The sequence below is a fragment of the Streptomyces sp. NPDC021093 genome, assembly GCF_044333135.1.
GTDB lineage: Bacteria > Actinomycetota > Actinomycetes > Streptomycetales > Streptomycetaceae > Streptomyces.
Window position 1 is genome coordinate 153,059 of the sequence record NZ_JBIRQJ010000003.1, and the last position, 18,417, is coordinate 171,475.

20 protein-coding genes are annotated in these 18,417 nt (G+C 71.8%); 7 read left to right on the top strand and 13 right to left on the bottom strand.

Annotated elements, in window-relative coordinates:
- Positions 1-56: 56 nt before the first annotated feature.
- On the top strand, positions 57-1,733 hold the full coding sequence (locus ACH4SP_RS09705; protein ID WP_398412351.1) for a TauD/TfdA family dioxygenase: 1,677 nt from the start codon (positions 57-59) through the stop codon (positions 1,731-1,733).
- Between the two features lie 36 nt (positions 1,734-1,769).
- Here ACH4SP_RS09705 and ACH4SP_RS09710 read toward each other — a convergent pair whose 3' ends face one another.
- From ACH4SP_RS09710 to ACH4SP_RS09725, 4 genes are all read right to left on the bottom strand, one after another.
- The gene (locus tag ACH4SP_RS09710) at positions 1,770-2,621 is read right to left on the bottom strand and encodes a GntR family transcriptional regulator (RefSeq protein WP_398412353.1); all 852 of its coding nucleotides are present in this window, start codon (positions 2,619-2,621) and stop codon (positions 1,770-1,772) included.
- Positions 2,618-3,172, bottom strand: a complete 555-nt coding sequence (locus ACH4SP_RS09715; protein WP_398413506.1) for a dihydrofolate reductase — start codon at positions 3,170-3,172, stop codon at positions 2,618-2,620. Before ACH4SP_RS09715 ends, ACH4SP_RS09710 begins: the two co-directional genes overlap by 4 nt.
- Positions 3,173-3,240: 68 nt before the next feature.
- Positions 3,241-4,062, bottom strand: coding sequence for a thymidylate synthase (locus tag ACH4SP_RS09720; protein WP_398412356.1), 822 nt, complete (start codon positions 4,060-4,062; stop codon positions 3,241-3,243).
- Positions 4,063-4,130: 68 nt separating this feature from the next.
- Entirely contained in the window at positions 4,131-4,784 is a 654-nt protein-coding gene (locus tag ACH4SP_RS09725; protein WP_398412358.1) for a TetR family transcriptional regulator, read from the bottom strand.
- A 123-nt stretch (positions 4,785-4,907) separates the two neighbouring features.
- Here ACH4SP_RS09725 and ACH4SP_RS09730 point away from each other — a divergent pair, with 123 nt between their 5' ends.
- A complete protein-coding gene (locus tag ACH4SP_RS09730) occupies positions 4,908-5,054 on the top strand; it encodes a hypothetical protein (protein WP_398412361.1) in 147 nt (48 codons plus the stop codon).
- A gap of 28 nt (positions 5,055-5,082) precedes the next feature.
- Entirely contained in the window at positions 5,083-5,388 is a 306-nt protein-coding gene (locus ACH4SP_RS09735; RefSeq protein ID WP_398412363.1) for a DUF4190 domain-containing protein, read from the top strand.
- Positions 5,389-5,408: 20 nt separating this feature from the next.
- Here the strand turns inward: ACH4SP_RS09735 and ACH4SP_RS09740 are convergent, their stop codons facing one another.
- The 3 genes from ACH4SP_RS09740 to ACH4SP_RS09750 form a co-directional block, all read right to left on the bottom strand.
- The gene (locus tag ACH4SP_RS09740) at positions 5,409-6,224 is read right to left on the bottom strand and encodes a polysaccharide deacetylase family protein (RefSeq protein WP_398412366.1); all 816 of its coding nucleotides are present in this window, start codon (positions 6,222-6,224) and stop codon (positions 5,409-5,411) included.
- 52 nt (positions 6,225-6,276) lie between these two features.
- Positions 6,277-7,170: a phosphatidylinositol-specific phospholipase C gene (locus ACH4SP_RS09745; RefSeq protein WP_398412368.1), complete on the bottom strand. Its 894-nt coding sequence runs from the start codon at positions 7,168-7,170 to the stop codon at positions 6,277-6,279.
- Between the two features lie 124 nt (positions 7,171-7,294).
- Positions 7,295-7,858, bottom strand: coding sequence for a DoxX family protein (locus tag ACH4SP_RS09750; RefSeq protein ID WP_398412371.1), 564 nt, complete (start codon positions 7,856-7,858; stop codon positions 7,295-7,297).
- 210 nt (positions 7,859-8,068) lie between these two features.
- Here ACH4SP_RS09750 and ACH4SP_RS09755 point away from each other — a divergent pair, with 210 nt between their 5' ends.
- On the top strand, positions 8,069-8,599 hold the full coding sequence (locus ACH4SP_RS09755) for an NUDIX domain-containing protein (protein WP_398412373.1): 531 nt from the start codon (positions 8,069-8,071) through the stop codon (positions 8,597-8,599).
- Positions 8,600-8,624: 25 nt separating this feature from the next.
- Here the strand turns inward: ACH4SP_RS09755 and ACH4SP_RS09760 are convergent, their stop codons facing one another.
- The gene (locus ACH4SP_RS09760; RefSeq protein ID WP_398412376.1) at positions 8,625-9,458 is read right to left on the bottom strand and encodes an aldo/keto reductase; all 834 of its coding nucleotides are present in this window, start codon (positions 9,456-9,458) and stop codon (positions 8,625-8,627) included.
- 54 nt (positions 9,459-9,512) lie between these two features.
- The gene (locus tag ACH4SP_RS09765; protein ID WP_398412378.1) at positions 9,513-10,784 is read right to left on the bottom strand and encodes an MFS transporter; all 1,272 of its coding nucleotides are present in this window, start codon (positions 10,782-10,784) and stop codon (positions 9,513-9,515) included.
- 1,037 nt (positions 10,785-11,821) lie between these two features.
- On the opposite strand from ACH4SP_RS09765, the gene ACH4SP_RS09770 reads away from it, so the two are divergent.
- The 3 genes from ACH4SP_RS09770 to ACH4SP_RS09780 all read left to right on the top strand — a co-directional run bounded on the left by ACH4SP_RS09770 (position 11,822) and on the right by ACH4SP_RS09780 (position 15,800).
- Positions 11,822-13,231, top strand: a complete 1,410-nt coding sequence (locus ACH4SP_RS09770; protein ID WP_398412381.1) for a family 2B encapsulin nanocompartment shell protein — start codon at positions 11,822-11,824, stop codon at positions 13,229-13,231.
- A 193-nt stretch (positions 13,232-13,424) separates the two neighbouring features.
- Entirely contained in the window at positions 13,425-14,846 is a 1,422-nt protein-coding gene (locus ACH4SP_RS09775; RefSeq protein WP_398412383.1) for a family 2 encapsulin nanocompartment cargo protein terpene cyclase, read from the top strand.
- 75 nt (positions 14,847-14,921) lie between these two features.
- Positions 14,922-15,800, top strand: a complete 879-nt coding sequence (locus ACH4SP_RS09780; protein WP_398412386.1) for a geranyl diphosphate 2-C-methyltransferase — start codon at positions 14,922-14,924, stop codon at positions 15,798-15,800.
- A gap of 73 nt (positions 15,801-15,873) precedes the next feature.
- On the opposite strand, the gene ACH4SP_RS09785 is transcribed toward ACH4SP_RS09780, so the two are convergent.
- From ACH4SP_RS09785 to ACH4SP_RS09800, 4 genes are read right to left on the bottom strand one after another with little or no spacing between them, the layout of a single operon-like run.
- Positions 15,874-16,458: a hypothetical protein gene (locus tag ACH4SP_RS09785; protein WP_398412389.1), complete on the bottom strand. Its 585-nt coding sequence runs from the start codon at positions 16,456-16,458 to the stop codon at positions 15,874-15,876.
- Complete coding sequence (locus ACH4SP_RS09790) at positions 16,455-17,588, bottom strand: DUF6286 domain-containing protein (protein WP_398412394.1); 1,134 nt, start codon at positions 17,586-17,588, stop codon at positions 16,455-16,457. Before ACH4SP_RS09790 ends, ACH4SP_RS09785 begins: the two co-directional genes overlap by 4 nt.
- Entirely contained in the window at positions 17,585-17,788 is a 204-nt protein-coding gene (locus ACH4SP_RS09795) for a hypothetical protein (protein ID WP_398412396.1), read from the bottom strand. Before ACH4SP_RS09795 ends, ACH4SP_RS09790 begins: the two co-directional genes overlap by 4 nt.
- A gap of 11 nt (positions 17,789-17,799) precedes the next feature.
- Complete coding sequence (locus tag ACH4SP_RS09800; RefSeq protein WP_398412398.1) at positions 17,800-18,282, bottom strand: Asp23/Gls24 family envelope stress response protein; 483 nt, start codon at positions 18,280-18,282, stop codon at positions 17,800-17,802.
- Positions 18,283-18,417 lie beyond the last annotated feature (135 nt).

The window sequence follows — 18,417 nt, forward strand, 5'->3', positions numbered from 1 at the left end:
TTCACTCCGTCGGGAAAGTTGGCTATACAACTTCAGGCGACCCTGAGGAGTGCGTGTTGACCGAGTCACTGTCCGTAGACGTAGTAGACCTGCCGCTCATGTGGCTGCGCGACAACTGCCCCTGTTCCCGGTGCCGGGACCCGCGCAACGGCCAGAAGCTGTTCCAGATAACCGACCTGCCGGCCGGCCTCGCGCTCGGCGCGGTCCGGCAGAGCGCCGACGGTGGCGACGGTGCCGACGGCGCGGCCGTGGAGATCGACTGGGCGCCCGACAGCCACCGGTCGACGTACTCCGCGCGGTGGCTGGCTGCCAACCGGCCCGGGGCCGACACCTGCGAGGGCCCCGGCGACCGGCGCGGCGAGACGGGCAAGACGCTGTGGACCGCCGCGGACCTGGAAGGCCGGATTCCGGAGGCGGACTGGGCCGCCTACCTGGGCGACCCGGCGGTCAGGGCACAGGTGCTGGAGTCGGTGCTCGCCCTCGGCTTCGCCCTGCTGCGCGACGTGCCGTGCCGGGAGGGCCAGGTGCTGGAGGCGGTCGAGTCCTTCGGCTACGTACGCGAGACCAACTACGGGCGGCTCTTCGACGTACGCGTCGAACCCGACCCCACCAACCTGGCCTTCACCGGTGCGCGGATCACGCCGCACACCGACAACCCGTACCGCGACCCGGTGCCCACGCTCCAGCTGCTGCACTGCCTGTCCAACGCGGCGGTCGGCGGCGACTCCGGTCTGGTGGACGGGTTCAAGGCCGCCGCGCTGCTGCGCGAGGAGGACCCCGGGGCGTTCGCGGTACTTGCCCGGACGCCGGTGCCGTTCCGCTTCAGCGACTCCCGCACCGTACTGGAGGCGGACCGGCCGATGATCGACGTGGACGGGCACGGCCGGATCCGTGAGGTGCGCTTCAACAACCGCTCCATCGCCACCCTGCGACTGCCCGCCGACCAGCTGGACGCCTTCTACCTGGCCTACCGGACCTTCGCCGAGATCACCCTGCGCCCCGCCCTCCAGCTGAACTTCCGGCTCTCGCCGGGCGACTGCCTGATCTTCGACAACGTCCGCCTGCTGCACGCCCGTACCGCATTCGAGGAGAGCGGCGCCCGCCACCTGCAGGGCGCGTACGCCGACATCGACGCGCTGGCCGGCACGCTTGCCGTACTGCGCCGCGAACGGGCCGCGGCGGGCGGGGAGTTCCTCGACGGGCTGGCCGCGCTCTTCGAGGGCGAGGGCGCGGGCGTCTACCTGGGCGAGGAGGTGACCATGGCCCAGCACATGCTGCAGGCCGCGGTGCGCGCCGAGGCGGCGGGCGCCCCCGACGCGCTGGTGGCCGCCGCACTGCTGCACGACCTCGGCCACTTCCACGGGCCGGTCAGCGGCGAGGAGCTGATGACCGGCACCGACAACCGGCACAGCCACACCGGCGCGGACCGGCTCGCCGAGTGGTTCGGCCCCGAGGTCACCGAGCCGATCCGACTGCACGTGGCGGCCAAGCGCTATCTGTGCGCGGTCGAGCCCGAGTACTTCGGCCGGCTCTCCGAAGCCTCGGTATACACCCTCAAGGTGCAGGGTGGTCCGATGAATCCGACCGAGGTGGCCGCGTACGAGAAGAACCCGTACGCGGCGGACGGGGTCGCGGTGCGTCGCTGGGACGACGAGGCCAAGGACCCTGAAGTGACCGCCCCCGGCTTCGCACACTTCCGGCCGATGCTGGCGGGCCTGCTGCGGACCGCCTGATTCCGATCGTACGTACGGTCTGGGGCTCGCGCCCCGTCAGCTGTCCCCGGCCGGGCGGCGGGCCAGCGAACCGGTGGCGGCCGAGCTGTGAACGGTGAAGGACACGGTGTCCGGCAGGTACCGGTCATCGGACCATTCGATCGGGATGCCTGCTGGATCCGTACTGCACCGACGCTCGCGCAGCAGCGGGTCACCTGGCCGGCAGCCGAGCAGCCGGGCGTCCTCCTCGTCCGCCCGGCACAGGTCGACGGTGTGCTGGGCATCCGCGAACAGCACCCCCGACTCCTCCAGGGCCAGGGTGTACGACACCGTGTCCGGCGCCAGCCGGGCCACCAGCGCGCCGACGGCCGGCGGAAAGACGGTGTGCTCCACCATCACCGGGCGCCCCGAGAGCGAGCGCAGCCGTCGCACCTCGTAGACCTCGGTCCCCTCGGGCAGGCGCAGCTGCGCGCGCTCGGCCGCGTCGGCGGGCCGGGTGCCCGCGGCGACGATCCGGCCGCCCGGCTCCTCGCCGGTCGACCGCGCCCAGCGGGTGAAGCTCAGCAGCTCGCCGAAGCTCTGCGGCCGCGGTGCCCCGAGCACGACCCGCCGGGTGCCGCGCCGCGAGGCGATCAAGCCCTCGGCGCGCAGCGCGGCCATCGCCTGGCGCACGGTGCCCCGGGAAACCCCGTACCGCTCGGCGAGTTCGGCCTCGGCGGGCAGCCGCCCGCCGGAGCCGTACCTGCCGTCGCCGATCTCCCGGCCCAGGTCCGCGGCCACCTTCCGGTACAGCGCCTGATCCTTCGGCGGACGCTTCCCGGCTCCGGCTCCGGCTTCGGCTCCGGTTCCGGCTTCGGTCCCGCTCCCGGCTCCGGCTCCGGTCCCGGCCTCGGCCGAGTCCTGGGTCACCGGGCCTCCGAGCCGGAGCGGGCGTACCGGGCGTACCGGGCGTACCTGCGGATGCGGTAGCGCAGTCCGGACGTCGAGTCCTGCCAGCCGGTGTCCTCGGCGACCTCCCAGGTCCGGTCAGGCGTCGGGGCGTAGGTGTCGCCGCTCACCGTCGCGTCGACCTCGGTCACCGAGAGCGTCGTGGCGTACTCCAGGGCGGCCCGGTAGATCTCCCCGCCGCCGATCACCCAGACCGCTTCAGGGGCGTCGGTCTCCTGGGTGTCCGACCGCAGCGGCTCGGCCGCGAGCTCCAGCGCCTCGGCGACGGACCCGGCGCGTTGCGCGCCGTCGGCGGTCCAGTGCGGATCGCGGGTCACCACGATGTTGCGCCTGCCGGGCAGCGGGCGGAACCGCGGCGGCAGCGAGTCCCACGTCTTGCGCCCCATCACCACGGGGCGACCGAGGGTGGTCGCCTTGAAGTGCGCCATGTCCTCGGGCAGCCGCCAGGGGATCGCGTTGCCCGCGCCGATCACGCCGGCAGGGGTCTGCGCCCAGATCAGCCCGACGTCCATCCCGACGTCCATCCCGACGTCCATCCCGGCGTTCGTCCCGCCATTCAGCCCGCCATTCATCCCGACGCTCATACCGCGACCGGGGCCTTGATGGCCGGGTGGTGCCGGTAGCCGACCACTTCCACGTCGGAGTAGGCGTAGTCGAAGAGCGAGTCGGCCCGGCGCAGCTTCAGCCCGGGGAACTCCAGCGGGGTGCGCGACAGCTGCTCGGTCACCTGCTCCACGTGGTTGTCGTAGATGTGGCAGTCGCCGCCGGTCCAGATGAAGTCGCCCGGCTCCAGGCCGACCTGCTGCGCCACCATGTGCGTGAGCAGGGCGTAGCTGGCGATGTTGAACGGGACGCCGAGGAACAGGTCCGCGCTGCGCTGGTACAGCTGGCAGGAGAGCCTGCCGTCGGCGACGTAGAACTGGAAGAAGGCGTGGCACGGCGCGAGCGCCATCTTGTCCAGCTCGGCGACGTTCCAGGCGGAGACGATCATCCGGCGGGAGTCCGGGTTCCGGCGCAGGGTGTCGAGGACCTCGCTGATCTGGTCGATGTGCGAGCCGTCCGGGGTGGGCCAGGAGCGCCACTGGGCGCCGTAGACCGGGCCGAGATCACCGTTCGCGTCGGCCCACTCGTCCCAGATGGTGACCTTGTGCTCCTGGAGCCAGCGGGCGTTCGAGTCGCCGCGCAGGAACCACAGCAGCTCGTACACGATGGACCTGAGGTGCACCTTCTTGGTGGTGACCAGCGGGAACCCCTGCGAGAGGTCGTAGCGCAGCTGGTGCCCGAAGATGCTCCGGGTACCGGTGCCCGTCCGGTCGGCCTTGGCCGTTCCGGAGGTGAGTACCAGCCTCAGCAGGTCTTCGTACTGGGTGTCTGTCTGGGTGTCTGTCTGGGTGTCCGCCACGGCCGTCGAGTCTACTGTCCGCGCGGACGGTGACCTTCCGGCCGGGTCGGTGGCGTGGCCGCGAGGGGTCACCGGCGGGCGTCGAGCCAGTGCCGGCGGCCCAGGCTGACCAGGCGCAACTGGCGGCGGGCCAGTTCGGCGGTGGTCTCCTCGTCGCCGGGTTCCGTGTCGAGGAACGCCGACGCGGTCATCACCATGTGGTCGACGTACACCCCGGCCAGCATCACCAGGTCCTCGCGCGACCAGCCCGCTGAGTCCGGCAGCGTGCCGAGCGCGTCGGCCACCTCGTCGGCGAACAGCCGCAGTTGGGCTCCGATCGCCTCGCGCACCGGGCGCACCCCGCCGTGCCGCTCCCGGGCGATGAACCGTACGTGGGCGGGGGCGGACCGGACGAGGTCGGCGATCAGGGCGACGGTGAGGGCGATACGGGCCTCGCTGTCGTCGGCGTCGGGCGCGGCCAGGCTCGCGCGGATCGCGCCGTGCAGGCCGCCGAGCGACTCCTCGACCAGGGCGACGCCCAGCTCGGCGGTGTCCTTGAAGTGCCGGTAGAACGCGGTCGGGGCGACCCCGACCGCCCGGGTCACCTCACGCAGACCGAGGCTGCTCAGGCTCTGGTGCTCCAGGAGGCCGAGGGCCGCGTCCATGAGGGCCTGACGGGTCCTGAGCTTCTGGGTCTGCCGGATCCCCGTGGTCCCTGTGGCGCTACCTGCGGTGTGACTCATGTCATCCAGTAAACAGTCGTACTCCGAAGAAGGGAAGCGCGGATATGTGCTTCAGTGGACAACTGTAACTACAACTGTTCACTCAACCCATCAACCCCCCTTCCCTCGCGAGGTGTTGAACCCGTGATCGCTCTCGTCGCCGTACTCCTGCTCCTGGGCGTCCTGCTGGGCCCGGTCGCCCACATGCCGCTGCCCGTCACCCTGATCGCCGCCGCGCTGATCGGCTGCTGGCTGCTGGTCTTCGCCGTCCGGGAACGCCGACACCGCTGAGATCCGGCACCACCTGAGAGGACTCGTCATGCAGCTCACCGCACCCACCGCACCCACCAGCACCAGCACCAGCACCGACCGCGCCCGCCGCGTCGGCCTGCGCGACGCCGACGGGATGGCCGTCGCCTCGTTCGTGCTCGGCCTCGTCGGACTGCTCGCCATGAACATCCTGCTGGGCCCGGCCGCCCTCGTGCTCGCCACCCTCGCCCTGCGCGGTGGCACCACCCGCAGGTTCCGGGCCTGGCTCGGACTCGGCCTCGGCGTCGCCGACCTCGTGGTGCTCGTCACCGTCGTCGACCTGAGCAACACGGTCTCCTGGAGCTTCGGCGGCTGAGGGCGGCCGGCGTCCGACGGCTAGACGAGCAGAGTGCGCAGATCGGCGATCTCGTAGCCGCGGGTGCGGACCGCGTCGATGATCTGCGGCAGCGCCTGGGCGTCGAGAATGGGGACCTGCCCGTCGAGGGAGCCGACGTGCATCTGCAGGATCGCGCCCGGCCGGAGCGCGTCCATGGCCCGCTCGACCGCCTTCTGTACGGTCATGCCGCCGAGCAGGCCCTTGTAGCCGTTGGTGTCGGTGGTCCACTCGATGTCCGCGAACCCCATCGCGTTGACCTCGGTGATCCGAGCGGGCGAGGTGGCGCCGTAGGGGAAGCGGAAGAACGGCAGCGGCTCCGTGCCGATGGCCCGGCGGATGGCGTGCTGGGCGAGGGTCACTTCCGCGGCGCGCTCGGCCGGGGTGAGGGCCTTGAAGCGCGGGTGGGTGTGGGAGTGGTTCCCGAGCCCGTGTCCGGCCGTGGCGATCGCGTGCGCGGCCCTGGGGTGGCGCTCGGCGAACTGGCCGGTGAGGAAGAAGGTCGCCCTGGCCTCCTGCTGCCGCAGCACCGTCAGGACCGTGTCGAGGCCGGAGTCGTCCCAGGCCGCGTTGAAGGTCAGCGCCATCACCCGGCGCGAGGTCGGGATCGTACGTACGGCTCGGCCGAAGAGGCGCTCCAGCGGTGCGGGGGCGACGGCCGGAAGCGGGGCGGGCCGCGGAGCGACGGCCGGAGGCCGGCCCGCCGGACGCGCGGCGGCCCGTGCGTCGGACGGCGCCGCGAATCCGGCCGAGGCCGAGGCGGTCAGGGCGGGCAGCAGGGCGTGCAGGACGGCCCGTCGGGGCAGGGAGAGGCTCATACGCCGCAACGTAGCGGTCCCCGATGCGCCGGACGGGACGCCGCGCGTCCGCTCAGTTGTGCCGGATCAGCGAATCCACCAGTCCCGTGCGGGTGTTCGGGAAATCCAGCGGAATGATGCCCAGGCCCCGCCAGCCGCTCGCCTCGGAACCGTCCACCAGGGCGTGCACCTTCGGGTTCAGACGGTCGGAGTTCCACCGGGGCGGCAGACCGGCGGCGGTGCTCACGAAGTTGATGTACTGCTTGCCCGGCTGGGTGGCGGCCTTCCTGAACTGGGCCTCAATCTTCGGGTACTTGGCGAACGGCTCCGCCTGGTAGTCGTCCTGGAGGTCGAAGACCGACGTGTCGCCCCAGCGCACCCCGCCCGGCAGCCCGCCGTTGTCCGCGAGCAGGACGACCCGGCCGCGCGCCTGCCCGAGGGACGGCAGCGCGTCGGCGATCAGGAACAGCGAACGCCATCCCCTGCGGTCGAGGTAGTCGGTGAACAGTGCCCCGAACTCCGTGTCGGAGACTTCCGAGTACTCCTGCTTCACCCGCATCAACACCGTCTCCGACGGCCGCGCCGCCAGGAAGTCCCGGCAGGCCGTGAGGACGTCGTCGAAGTTGAGCTTCTGGTAGAACGCGCCGTGATGGATCGAGAACGACCCGTCGAAGGCCCGGCACCGTACGTCGAGGAAGCGGATGCCGGACACCAGCTGCTCCGCGATCGTGGTGTTCTGGCACTCCACCCACGGGCCGCCGAACCGGGCTCCCGAGTCATGGGTGCCGGGCACCGTCAGCGTGCGCAGCGGCCGCGCGGAGTCGATCCCGGCCATCCAGTCCTGCGTCCCGTGTACCCGTACCCCGCGAGTCCGGACCCCGGCGCCCGCCGGAGCCGTGCCCGCGTAGGTCAGAAGTCCGGTGGCGGAGAGGGCCGCCGCACCCCTGAGGAACCCTCGTCGGTCCATGCGCAACTCTTCTCCCTGGCGTCGCTCCGGTCACACGTGCGAATCCAAGCACATATGAGGGAGCCTCAACCAGGGTGTAAAAAGCCGCACTTGGGGCAAATTGGGGAGTGATGTCCCCGTCTTCTTAGTTCCCGTCCACGTTTCCGCTCCCGTCCCCGTCCCCGTCGCCGGCTGCTTCCGCGTTGTGCCTCTGCCGCTTGCCGACCACCACGGCCGCCGCGACCGCGCTGCCCACGAATGCGGCGGCCACCGTCCACGGCTGGTCGAAGCGGTGGCCGGTGGCATGGTCGAGCGAGTGGCGTCCAGGACCCACGAGACCGATCGCGGCCGCGGTGAATCCGAGGAAGGCGGGGTACTCGTACCCGCCCGACTGGGCGAAGAACCCGGCGGGAGCGTGTACGGCGACAGCGCCCGCCATGGCCCCCGCGGCAGCCGCACCGGCCGCCGGAGTGGCGAGGCCGAGTGCGAGGAGCGCGCCGCCGCCCGCCTCACCGAGACCCGCGGCGACCGCGCTCTGCGTGCCCGGCGTGAACCCCATGGACTCCATGGCGGCGCCGGTCCCCCGGATGCCGCCACCGCCGAACCAGCCGAAGAGCTTCTGCGTGCCGTGCGCGGCCAGCACCGCGCCGGTGCCCACCCGCAGCACGAGCAGACCGAGATCGCGGCGGTGGTTCATGCAGGAGGCCATGTCTTCTCCAGGCTTCGGTGAGGGGCCCCTTCTTCGGGGTGACGTTTCCACTCTCCGATGCCCGCGGTGCCCGAGTGGCGCGGTACTACGCCAGACGAGAACCGCACGAGAAGTGCACCAGCACCGCATGAGCACCGCACGGGAATCCCGCCGCCGGGCCCACGACGCGCGTGCTGGCGCGCCGTCCGCCCCGGTCGCAGACTTGACGGCATGGCGATGGGCAGGCGCAGTGCCGGACTCCTCCTCTTCCGGATCACGGGCACCGGGGAGGGGACGGGTGCGGAGACGGGTGAGGCACCGGAGACGGAACGGGACGTCGAAGTGCTGATCGGGCACATGGGCGGCCCGTTCTGGGCGCGGCGCGAGACGGCTGCCTGGTCGGTGCCCAAGGGCGAGTACGGGCCCGACGAGGAGCCCGCGGCCGCCGCCCGCCGGGAGTTCGAGGAGGAGCTCGGGCTGCCCGTCCCCGACGGAACCTGGCTTCCGCTCGGTGAGGCGCGTCAGAGCAGCGGCAAAACGGTCACCGTGTGGGCGCTGGAGGCGGATCTTGACCCGGCGGCCGCGGTGCCGGGGACGTTCGTCATGGAGTGGCCGCGCGGGTCCGGCGTACAACAGGAGTTCCCGGAGCTGGACCGGTTCGCCTGGTGCACGCCGGAGCAGGCGGCGGAGCGGCTGGTGGCGGGCCAGCGGATCTTCGTCGACCGGCTGCGGGCCCGGGTGCGCGGTACGGCCGCCCCGTAGCCGCGCCGACCGGCCCGCCGCGACGTCAGTTGAGGGTGTCGGGGTCGGGACCCGTACGCATGCCGCGGTCCAGCGCCCCGATGGCGTCGATCTCCTGCTCGGTCAGTACGAAGTCGAAGACGTCGAGGTTCTCGCGGATGCGGGTCTCGGTGACCGACTTCGGGATGACGACGTTGCCGGTCTGGAGGTGCCAGCGCAGCACGACCTGGGCAGGGCTCTTGCCGTGCCGGGCCGCGATGGACACGATCGCCTCGTCCTTGAGGACGGCGCCCTGCGCGAGCGGGCTCCACGCCTCGGTGAGGATGCCGCGGCGGGCATGGACCTCGCGCAGCTCCCGCTGCTGCAGGCCCGGGTGCAGCTCGATCTGGTTGACCGCAGGGACGACCGAGGCGCCGGCGAGCAGACGCTCCAGGTGGGCGGGCTGGAAGTTGGAGACGCCGATGGCGCGGGTGCGCCCGTCGGCGAGCAGCTTCTCGAAGGCCCGCCAGGTGTCGGAGTAGAGGTCGCGCTCCGGGGTCGGCCAGTGGATCAGGTAGAGGTCGACGTGGTCGAGGCCCAGCTTGTCGAGCGTGGCGTCGAAGGCGGCGAGCGTGGCGTCGTACCCCTGGTCGGCGTTCCACAGCTTGGTGGTGATGAACAGCTCGTCGCGGGCGATGCCGGACGCGGCGATCGCCCGGCCGACGCCGCGCTCGTTTCCGTAGACGGCGGCGGTGTCGATGCTGCGGTACCCGGCGGCGAGTGCGGCGCCGACGGCGGCGGTGGTCTCCTCGTCGGGGACCTGGAAGACGCCGAAGCCGAGCTGGGGCATCGTGACGCCGTTGTTCAGGGTGACGGTGGGGACGTGGGGGAGGGAGGTCATGATGCGCTGTTCCTTGTCGGTGCGGTGACTGTGTACGGGGGTGGGGTGTGGTGGTCAGCGGTGGGCGGTGACGGCCTTCCCGGCGGAGGTGGTCCCGGCCGGGGAGGGGGCGGGCGCCGTGACGCCGGGGGATGCGGCGCCGGGCGATCCGGCGACCACACCGGAGGTCGTCGGGCGGGCGGGCTCCCGGCGCTCCAGCAGGCTGGAGACGACGGCGAGGACCAGGGCGGCGGCGGCGAGGGCCGCGCCGACCCAGTTCGCGGAGGTGTAGCCGTGTCCGGCGGCGATGACGATGCCGCCGAGCCAGGCGGCCAGGGCGTTGCCGAGGTTGAAGGCGCCGATGTTGACCGCGGACGCCAGGGTGGGCGCGCCGTGCGCGTAGTCCAGTACCCGCTTCTGGAGCGGGGGCACCGTGGCGAAGCCGAGGGCGCCGATGAGGAAGACGGCGACGGCCGCCGTGACCTTGTTCTGCGCGCCCACGGTGAAGAGGGCGAGGACCACGGCCAGGCCGCCGAGCGCGGTGAGGAGCATCGGCATGAGCCTGCGGTCGGCGAACTTCCCGCCGGTCAGGTTGCCCGCCACCATGCCCAGGCCGAAGAGGACGAGGAGCCAGGTGACGGAGGACTGCGCGTAACCGGTGACGTCGGTCATCATCGGGGCGATGTAGGTGATGGCCGCGAAGACCCCGCCGAATCCGAGCACGGTCATCGCCATGGCCAGCAGTACCTGGGTGTTCTTGAAAGCGGCCACTTCGTGCCGCAGCCGGACGCCCTCCGCCTTGGGCATGTCCGGCACCAGCTTGGCTATGCCCGCCAGGCCGGCGATGCCGAGCGCAGCGACGAGGTAGAAGGTGACGCGCCAGCCGGCGCTCTGTCCGACGAAGGTGCCCAGCGGCACGCCGACGACGTTGGCGACGGTCAGGCCGGTGAACACCATGGAGAGGGCGGCGGCCTTCTTCTCGGGGGCGACCAGTTCGGCGGCGACCACCGAGCCGATGCCGAAGAACGCGCCGTGGGTGAGCGAGGCGACCACTCGGCCGACGAGCATCACGGAGAAGCTGGGGGCGGCCGCCGAGACGACGTTGCCCACGATGAACAGGCCCATGAGCAGCATCAGCATGTTCTTGCGGGAGATCCGGGTGCCCAGGACGGTCATGAGCGGTGCGCCGAACATGACCCCGAGGGCGTATCCGGTGACCAGGAATCCGGCGGTGGGCACCGAGACGCCGAAGTCGGCGGCGACGTCGGGGAGCAGCCCCATGATGACGAACTCGGTGGTGCCGATTCCGAAGGCCCCGATGGCGAGGGCCAGGAGCGCGAGAGGCATGGGAGGGACCTTCCGAGGTACGTTGCGTTAGCGCCTTACAAGCGAAGACAATAGTTGCAGACGCGGGCTAATGCAAGCGCGGTGTATTGAGTGGGGCGTGCGGGGCGCTTGCCGCGGGGGTGCGGGAGAGTGCTTGCCGTACGGGTGTGTGTGGGTGAGGACTCGCCGTCGAGGCGTGCTCATGAGCGAATGCTCGCTGCGCGGGGACGGGCGAGGGGCTGCCGCGAGGGTGCGGGTGGGTGCTGGCTGTACGGGTGTGGGTGAGTGCTCGTCGTCGGGGCGTGCTCGTGAGTGAACGCTCGCTGTGCGGGGGCGGGCGAGGGGTTGCCGCGTGGGTGAGGGTGGGTGCTGGCTGTGCGGGTGTGGGTGAGTGCTCGTCGTCGAGGCGTGCTCGTGAGTGAAGGCTTGCTGCGCGGGGGCGGGTGAGGGGTTGCCGCGTGGGTGAGGGTGAGCGCTTGCCGTACGGGCATGGGTGAGTGCTCGTCGCCGAGGCGTGCGCATGTGGCCGAGGCGTGCGCATGCGTGCGTGCTTGCCGCGCGGGCATGGGCGAGTGGTTGCCGTGCGGGTGCGGGTGAGCGCTCGCTGTACGGGTGTGGGCGAGTGCTTGCCGGTGCGGCATGTGCATGCGTGCGTGTTCGTCGCCGAGGCATACGTATGCGTGTGCGCTCGCCGTATAAGGGATGGGTCGGTCGTCCGCCACATGCCGTTCGCGGAGGCGTGGCCGATTGTCGACGCGCTCCCGGTGCCGCACTCGCCGGGCGGCCGGAATGTGCGGCGGGTGTGCCGGGCGTACTCGGCCGGATTCCGACGGCACCCGGGCAAACCTCGCGCGGACACGATCATCGTATCGAGCTAATGTCACCCGATTCTCCGGGTCGAAGGGCCGGATCGGTCGCTACTGTCCCCGGTGTCCGGACGGATTCCCTGGCCTTTGACCCCAGTTGTGCCTCTTGCTCGGCAAGGGGCGCTCGGCAATGGGCACAGGCCGGCCGCCGCCCCGACCAAGCCGCCGCCCCGACCAAGGAGAGCCCGCCCGATGAGTGTTGACACGAGCGCCGAGCCGCAGGCGGCACCGCCGCAGCAGTCGCTGGGCACGGCAGCGGCCCGCAACCTCGCCACCACGACCAAGTCCGCCCCGCAGATGCAGGAGATCACCTCCCGCTGGCTGCTGCGGATGCTTCCCTGGGTGGAGACCAAGGGCGGGGCGTACCGGGTCAACCGCCGGCTCAGCTACACCGTCGGGGACGGGCGGGTGGACTTCGTCCAGGACGGTGCCGACGTCCGGGTGATCCCCCGCGAGCTCGGCGAACTGGCCCCGCTGCGCGGCTTCGACGACGTCCAGGTGCTGACCGCGCTCGCCGACCGGTGTGTCCAGCGCGACTTCCGGGCGGGCGAGACGCTGGCCGAACGGGGCGCGCCCGCGGACCGGCTCCACCTGATCGCCCACGGCCGCGTCAGCCAGACCACCGTCGGCCAGTACGGCGACGAACTGTCGCTGGCCGTGCTCGCCGACGGCGAACGGTTCGGGGACAACGCCCTGTTGGACGAGGAAGCCCAATGGGAGAGCACCGCCACCGCCGAGACGGCGGGCACCCTGCTCACCCTGTCCCGCGCCGACTTCGCGGCCGTCGCGGACGCCGCGCCCGGCCTCCGGGAGCACATCGCGGCATTCCGGGAGCTCCCGCGGCAGCGGCAGAACCACAAGGGCGAGGCGGAGATCGCGATGTCCGCCGGACACGCGGGCGAACACCAACTGCCCGGCGCCTTCGTCGACTACGAGCTGAAGCCGCGCGAGTACGAACTCTCCGTCGCGCAGACGATCCTGCGGGTCCACAGCCGGGTCGCGGACCTCTACAACGGGCCGATGAACCAGACCGCGGAGCAACTCAGGCTCACCATCGAGGCGTTGCGGGAGCGCCAGGAGTACGAGCTGATCAACAACCGGGAGTTCGGCCTGCTCCACAACGCGGACTTCAAGCAGCGCGTCCAGACGCACTCGGGCCCGCCCACCCCGGACGACATGGACGAGATCCTCTGCCGTCGCCGGGGCTCCAAGTTCTTCCTCGCCCACCCCAGGACGATCGCGGCGATCCGGCGCGGATTCACCGAGTACGGGCTCTATCCGGCCCAGGTCGACCTCGGCGGGGAGCAGGTGGCGGCCTGGCGGGGCGTCCCGATCCTGCCCTGCGACAAGATCCCGATCACCGAGGAGAACACCAGCTCCATCCTCGTGATGCGCACCGGCGAGGACAACCAGGGCGTCATCGGCCTGCGCCAGACCGGCCTGCCGGAGGAGTACGAACCGGGCCTTTCGGTCCGCTTCATGGGGATGAACGAACAGGCGCTCATCTCCTACCTCGTCACCACGTACTACTCCGCCGCCGTCCTCGTGCCGGACGCGCTCGGCGTACTGGAGAACGTGCAGATCGCCCACTGGAGTGCATAGAGGGCCGTGAGAGCCACCCGTTGGGCGCGCGCGGCTGCCGCCCACAGCCGCGCGCGCATGCCCGCCGAGCCCCCGGCTGCCGCCACAGCCCGGGCCGCGTACGCCTGCTGAGTCCCCGGGCCCCGAGCCGCGCCCGTCCGCCGGGCACACCCCGGGGCCCTTCACAGCCGAACACCCCAGCAAGGAGCCATGGATGCCCGCGCCTGAGCCGACCCCTCCGCAGTCGAGCCTCCCCGAGGCCGCCTCGCGCTTCGGGGCGCACGTCCTCGCCGACGCGGCGGCCCGCGCCTGCGACGTCGCGGCCGCCACCGGAGGCCCGCCCCGCGTGCCGTCCCTGCCGGGACCGCCGGGAGCGCCGGGAGCGCCGGAGACGGCTGCGCCCACTGCTGCCGCGCTCACTGCCGCCGTGCCCACCGTCACCGTTCCCGCCGCCGCGTCCCCCGACACCGCTCCCGCCGGTGGACTCGCCCTCGCCGAAGCCCCGTTGCCCGCCGTGTTGCCCGCCTTGCCCACCGTGCTGCCCGCCGTCGACCTGGCACGGATCCTGCGGGGTCCCAGCGGAATCGGTACGGCAGCCCTGCGCCTGGCACCGCAGGAGGAGCCCCCCGCACGGTCCGGGGCGGCCGAGGCAGCCGAGGGCAGACCGATCCCGGGCCTCTACCACCACCCCGTACCGGAACCCGACCCCGTACGGGTGGAGGAGATCGGCCGCAGGATCAAGTCCTGGGCGCTGGACGAGGTCGAGCTGTACCCCGACGACTGGGAGGACCAGTTCGACGGCTTCTCCGTGGGCCGGTACATGGTCGGCTGCCACCCGGACGCCCCGAGCATCGACCACCTGATGGTCGCCGCCCGTCTGATGGTCGCGGAGAACGCCGTCGACGACTACTACTGCGAGGACCACGGCGGCTCCCCCGTCGGACTCGGCGAACGGCTGCTGCTCGCGCACACCGCCCTCGACCCGCTGCACACCACCAAGGAGTACGAGCCCCCGTGGGCGCGGTCGCTCCACTCGGACGCGCCCCGGCGCGCCTACCGCTCCGCCATGGAGTACTTCGTCCAGCTGTCCAGCGCCTCCCAGGCCGACCGGTTCCGGCACGACATGGCCCGGCTGCACCTGGGCTACCTCGCCGAGGCCGCCTGGGCCCAGGAGGACCGCGTACCCGAGGTGTGGGAGTACCTGGCGATGCGCCAGTTCAACAACTTCCGCCCCTGCCCCACCATCACCGACACCGTCGGCGGCTACGAACTCCCCGCGGACCTCCACGCCCAGCCCGCCATGCAGCGCGTCATCGCGTTCGCGGGCAACGCCAGCACGATCGTCAACGACCTCTACTCGTACACCAAGGAACTCGCCGCCCCCGGCAAGCACTTGAACCTGCCCGTGGTGCTCGCCGAACGCGAGGACCTGTCGGAACGCGACGCCTACCTCAAGGCGGTCGAGGTCCACAACGACCTCATGCACGCCTTCGAGGCCGAAGCGGCCGCCCTGGCCGCCGACTGCCCCGTGCCGAGCGTGCAGCGCTTCCTGCGCGGCGTTGCCGTCTGGGTCGACGGCAACCACCACTGGCACCAGACCAACACCTTCCGCTACAGCCTTCCCGACTTCTGGTGAGAAGACCTCTGCGCCGCTGAGGACTCTCCGCCACCGAAGGCCTTTCCCCTGCCCATGAGAAGAATGGAATCATCTGTGACCAGCACTGAATTCACCACCGCCGCCACCGCGTTCGTCCCCTCGCCCTCGACGCCCTACCAGGGCGACATCGCCCGCTACTGGGACGGCGAGGCCAGGCCCGTGAACCTGCGCCTCGGCGACGTCGACGGCCTCTACCACCACCACTACGGCATCGGCGACGTCGACCGCGCCGCGCTCGGCGACCCCCAGGACAGCGAGGCCGAGAAGAAGCTGATCGCCGAGCTCCACCGGCTGGAGTCGGCCCAGTCCGAACTCCTCCTGGACCACCTCGGCGACATCGGTTCTGGCGACACCCTGATGGACGCCGGCTGCGGCCGGGGCGGCTCGATGGTCATGGCCCACCAGCGCTTCGGCTGCAAGGTCGAGGGCGTCACGCTCTCCGCCAAGCAGGCCGAGTTCGGCAACCGGCGCGCCCACGAACTCGACATCGACGACCACGTCCGCGCCCGCGTCTGCAACATGCTGGCCACGCCCTTCGAGACCGGGCAGATCGCCGCCTCGTGGAACAACGAGTCGAGCATGTACGTCGACCTCCAGGACCTCTTCGCCGAGCACTCCCGCGTCCTTGAGGTCGGCGGCCGCTACGTCACCATCACCGGCTGCTGGAACCCGCGTTACGGCCAGCCCTCGAAGTGGGTCTCGCAGATCAACGCGCACTTCGAGTGCAACATCCACTCCCGCCGGGAGTACCTGCGCGCCATGGCCGACAACCGCCTCGTACCGCAGGCCGTCATCGACCTCACGCCCGCGACGCTGCCCTACTGGGAGCTGCGGGCCACGTCCTCCCTGGTCACGGGCATCGAGGAGGCGTTCATCAACTCCTACAAGGACGGCTCCTTCCAGTACGTCCTGATCGCGGCCGACCGCGTCTGACCGCAGCTCAGTAGCTCAGTCAGAAGGGCCGGGGCCGCATCCCGCGGTCCCGGCCCTTCTGCGCTTGTGCCCTTCAGCGGGTGCGTCGAGTGCGGTGCTGTCGGGCGCGGAATCTGATGTCGGCGTGCAGGGGAGTGGGGGCGAGGGCCGCTCGTGCTCGGTCGAGCGGTCCGTCCTCCAGGGCGCGGAGCACTGCTCTCGGGTCGGAGCGCTGCTCCAGGAAGACCGTGATCCGGACGTACGGTGCACGACCCGCCCGGCCGAGACCGACCCGTGCGCGGCGCACCCCGGAGACCCCTTCCACCTCGTCGGTCATCGCGGCGGTGAGCGCGTCAGGACTCAGCCACAGCCGGGGCCCGGCCAGCGCCAGCCGACTGCGCCGGCGCGCACCGCGTACGACGAGCCGGACCGACAGGCCGAGCACGGCCAGCAGGACGGCCGCCAGCGCACCCATGACCGAAGGCGCCCACCAGTCGTACGTTCCCGCCGCGCCCGCCTCCGCCCTCGGCAGCGGCCACCAGCCGGGCAACCGCCGGGCCCAGTCGGCCCCCGGCTGCACCGCGCGGTTGCCGACCACGAGCCAGAGACCGCCCACCAGGGAGGCGACGGCCAGAAGCAGGAGAGCGGTACGGGGCGCTGCGATACGGCGTGCGGTCATGCGTCCGCCTCTCGGGTCGCCCCCTGGGTCGCTCCCTGGGCCACTTCTTTGGGCCCTTCCCCGGTCGCTCCATCCGTGTGGTCGGACGTCGCGCGCAGTCGTACGCGCGGGCGCAGCGGCCGTGCCAGGCCCAGGGAGTCGAGCGCGCCGCTCACCGCCGCCGTCAATTCTGCTTCTACGGAAGGGAGTTCGCCGTAGGCCGCGCGGGCGCGCACCGTCGCCCTGCGGCGGCCCGCCCGTACCCGGACCGAGGTGACGCCCGGCACCGCGAGCGCCTCGTCCCGCAGTAACAGCGCGACGGCCGAACGGTCCAGCACGGCACTGGTGCCGTCCGTGCGCACGGTCATCGGCACCCGGTTGCGCAGCCCCGGCAGCACCGCCGCACCCAGCAGCCACAGCCCGCACCCGAGGACCACGGCCCCCGCAACCAGCGAGGCGGGGTCGGCGAGGGACGTGGTCGCGATGCGGTGCAGGACGTCCGGTCGTGGAGCGGCCGGCAGGACACTGTGCCCGGTGCGCCGCGCGACGGCCTCACCGAGCAGGTACGCCGCCCCGGCCGCACCCACGAACGCCACCAGGAACACGGGCAGCCGACGGGGCGACCAGGGACGGCGCGCCTTGGGGGGAGCGGGCTCGGGTGCGCCCAAGTACTCGGCAGCGGGCGGTACTTGAGGGACGTCGACGGCTTGTGGGCGTGTGACCGTCACCCTGCCCCGGCGCTGAATCCCGCTCAGCGACGTCACCCGAACCTCCGGCGGCGGGACCGTCAGCCCCGTCAGTTCCGCCGTGCGCCGTGCCACGTGCTGCTGGAGCCGTTCTCCGGTATCGGCGAGATCGGCTTCGTACGGTACGGAGAGGCGCAGGGCGACGGTGGCGGTGCGGCCCGTGCGGCTGACCGTCGCCGACGGGAGAGCGGACGGGGCAGTGGTCGGGGCAGTGGTCGGGGCGGCGGTAGCGGCACCTGTCGGGTGAGCGGTCCGGGCGGCGGGGCCGTCGCCGTGCAGGGCTTCCAGTGCGGACCGGGCGGCGATGCGGCGCACCGCCCGGTCCGCGATCGTGGTGGTGCCCCGTTCGGCCGGAGCGACGGCGGCGGCACGCGGGCCGTCCTGCCGGTGCGGTGGGGCGGTCATCGTGGCCTCCGGTCGGAACCGTTCGAGCGGTCCAGCCGGTCCCGCACGCGCTGCCGTGCGTCCTCGTCCTCCAGCACGTACCCGACCGCCCAGCCGACGGCCCCGCAGAGCGCGATCACGAGGAACGCGCCGAAGCCGCCGAACCAGCCCGCGAAGCCCAGGGCGATGCCCGCGAGAACTCCCAGCTGTGAGCTGTTCATGGGTGACCCGTTCATGAGACGCGCGCCTCGTCCTGTCCGGAGTCCTGGTCGTCATCGGGCAGGTGCACGTCGTTGACCGTAATGTTGACCTCGACCACTTCGAGGCCCGTGGTGCGCTCGACCGCCGAAACGACGTTCTCGCGGACGTCGCGGGCGAGGTCCGCGATGGCCACGCCGTACTCGACGACCAGGTCCAGGTCGATGGCCGTCTGCACCTCGCCGACCTCGACCTTGACGCCCCGGCCCACGCTCGGCCGGCCGACCGGGACCCGGTCGCGGACCGCACCGATGGTGCGCGAGAGACCGCCGCCCATGTCGTGCACGCCGGGGATCTCGCGGGCCGCGATGCCGGCGATCTTCACGACGACGAGGTCGGCGATGGCGGTCCTGCCCCGGGTGGCGGCCGGTTCGTCCGCGCCGGTCCTGCCGGGGACGGGAGCGGCGGAGGCGCGGGACGTTTCGGCGGTGCGGGTGTCGGTCTGTTGTGCGGCCATGAGAAGTCTCCCGGGACGGCGGTGCTCTTGCTGGTTCGCCTCGTTGGACTCCGTACCCGTCGATTCGTCACGCGCCCGGTCCGAATTCCTTCCGCGGTCCCTTCCGCGGAATTCAGTGATCCGCACGCGTGACGG

Excerpts from the sequence above, each read along its gene's own strand:
- ACH4SP_RS09740 (WP_398412366.1), bottom strand. The coding sequence starts at position 6,224 with ATGAGCCTCTCCCTGCCCCGACGGGCCGTCCTGCACGCCCTGCTGCCC.
- ACH4SP_RS09790 (WP_398412394.1), bottom strand. The coding sequence starts at position 17,588 with ATGACCGCCCCACCGCACCGGCAGGACGGCCCGCGTGCCGCCGCCGTC.
- ACH4SP_RS09775 (WP_398412383.1), top strand. The coding sequence starts at position 13,425 with ATGCCCGCGCCTGAGCCGACCCCTCCGCAGTCGAGCCTCCCCGAGGCC.
- ACH4SP_RS09795 (WP_398412396.1), bottom strand. The coding sequence starts at position 17,788 with ATGAACAGCTCACAGCTGGGAGTTCTCGCGGGCATCGCCCTGGGCTTC.
- ACH4SP_RS09770 (WP_398412381.1), top strand. The coding sequence starts at position 11,822 with ATGAGTGTTGACACGAGCGCCGAGCCGCAGGCGGCACCGCCGCAGCAG.
- ACH4SP_RS09750 (WP_398412371.1), bottom strand. The coding sequence starts at position 7,858 with ATGGCCTCCTGCATGAACCACCGCCGCGATCTCGGTCTGCTCGTGCTG.
- ACH4SP_RS09715 (WP_398413506.1), bottom strand. The coding sequence starts at position 3,172 with ATGGACGTCGGGCTGATCTGGGCGCAGACCCCTGCCGGCGTGATCGGC.
- ACH4SP_RS09785 (WP_398412389.1), bottom strand. The coding sequence starts at position 16,458 with ATGACCGCACGCCGTATCGCAGCGCCCCGTACCGCTCTCCTGCTTCTG.
- ACH4SP_RS09725 (WP_398412358.1), bottom strand. The coding sequence starts at position 4,784 with ATGAGTCACACCGCAGGTAGCGCCACAGGGACCACGGGGATCCGGCAG.
- ACH4SP_RS09760 (WP_398412376.1), bottom strand. The coding sequence starts at position 9,458 with ATGACCTCCCTCCCCCACGTCCCCACCGTCACCCTGAACAACGGCGTC.
- ACH4SP_RS09745 (WP_398412368.1), bottom strand. The coding sequence starts at position 7,170 with ATGGACCGACGAGGGTTCCTCAGGGGTGCGGCGGCCCTCTCCGCCACC.
- ACH4SP_RS09755 (WP_398412373.1), top strand. The coding sequence starts at position 8,069 with ATGGCGATGGGCAGGCGCAGTGCCGGACTCCTCCTCTTCCGGATCACG.
- ACH4SP_RS09765 (WP_398412378.1), bottom strand. The coding sequence starts at position 10,784 with ATGCCTCTCGCGCTCCTGGCCCTCGCCATCGGGGCCTTCGGAATCGGC.
- ACH4SP_RS09735 (WP_398412363.1), top strand. The coding sequence starts at position 5,083 with ATGCAGCTCACCGCACCCACCGCACCCACCAGCACCAGCACCAGCACC.
- ACH4SP_RS09800 (WP_398412398.1), bottom strand. The coding sequence starts at position 18,282 with ATGGCCGCACAACAGACCGACACCCGCACCGCCGAAACGTCCCGCGCC.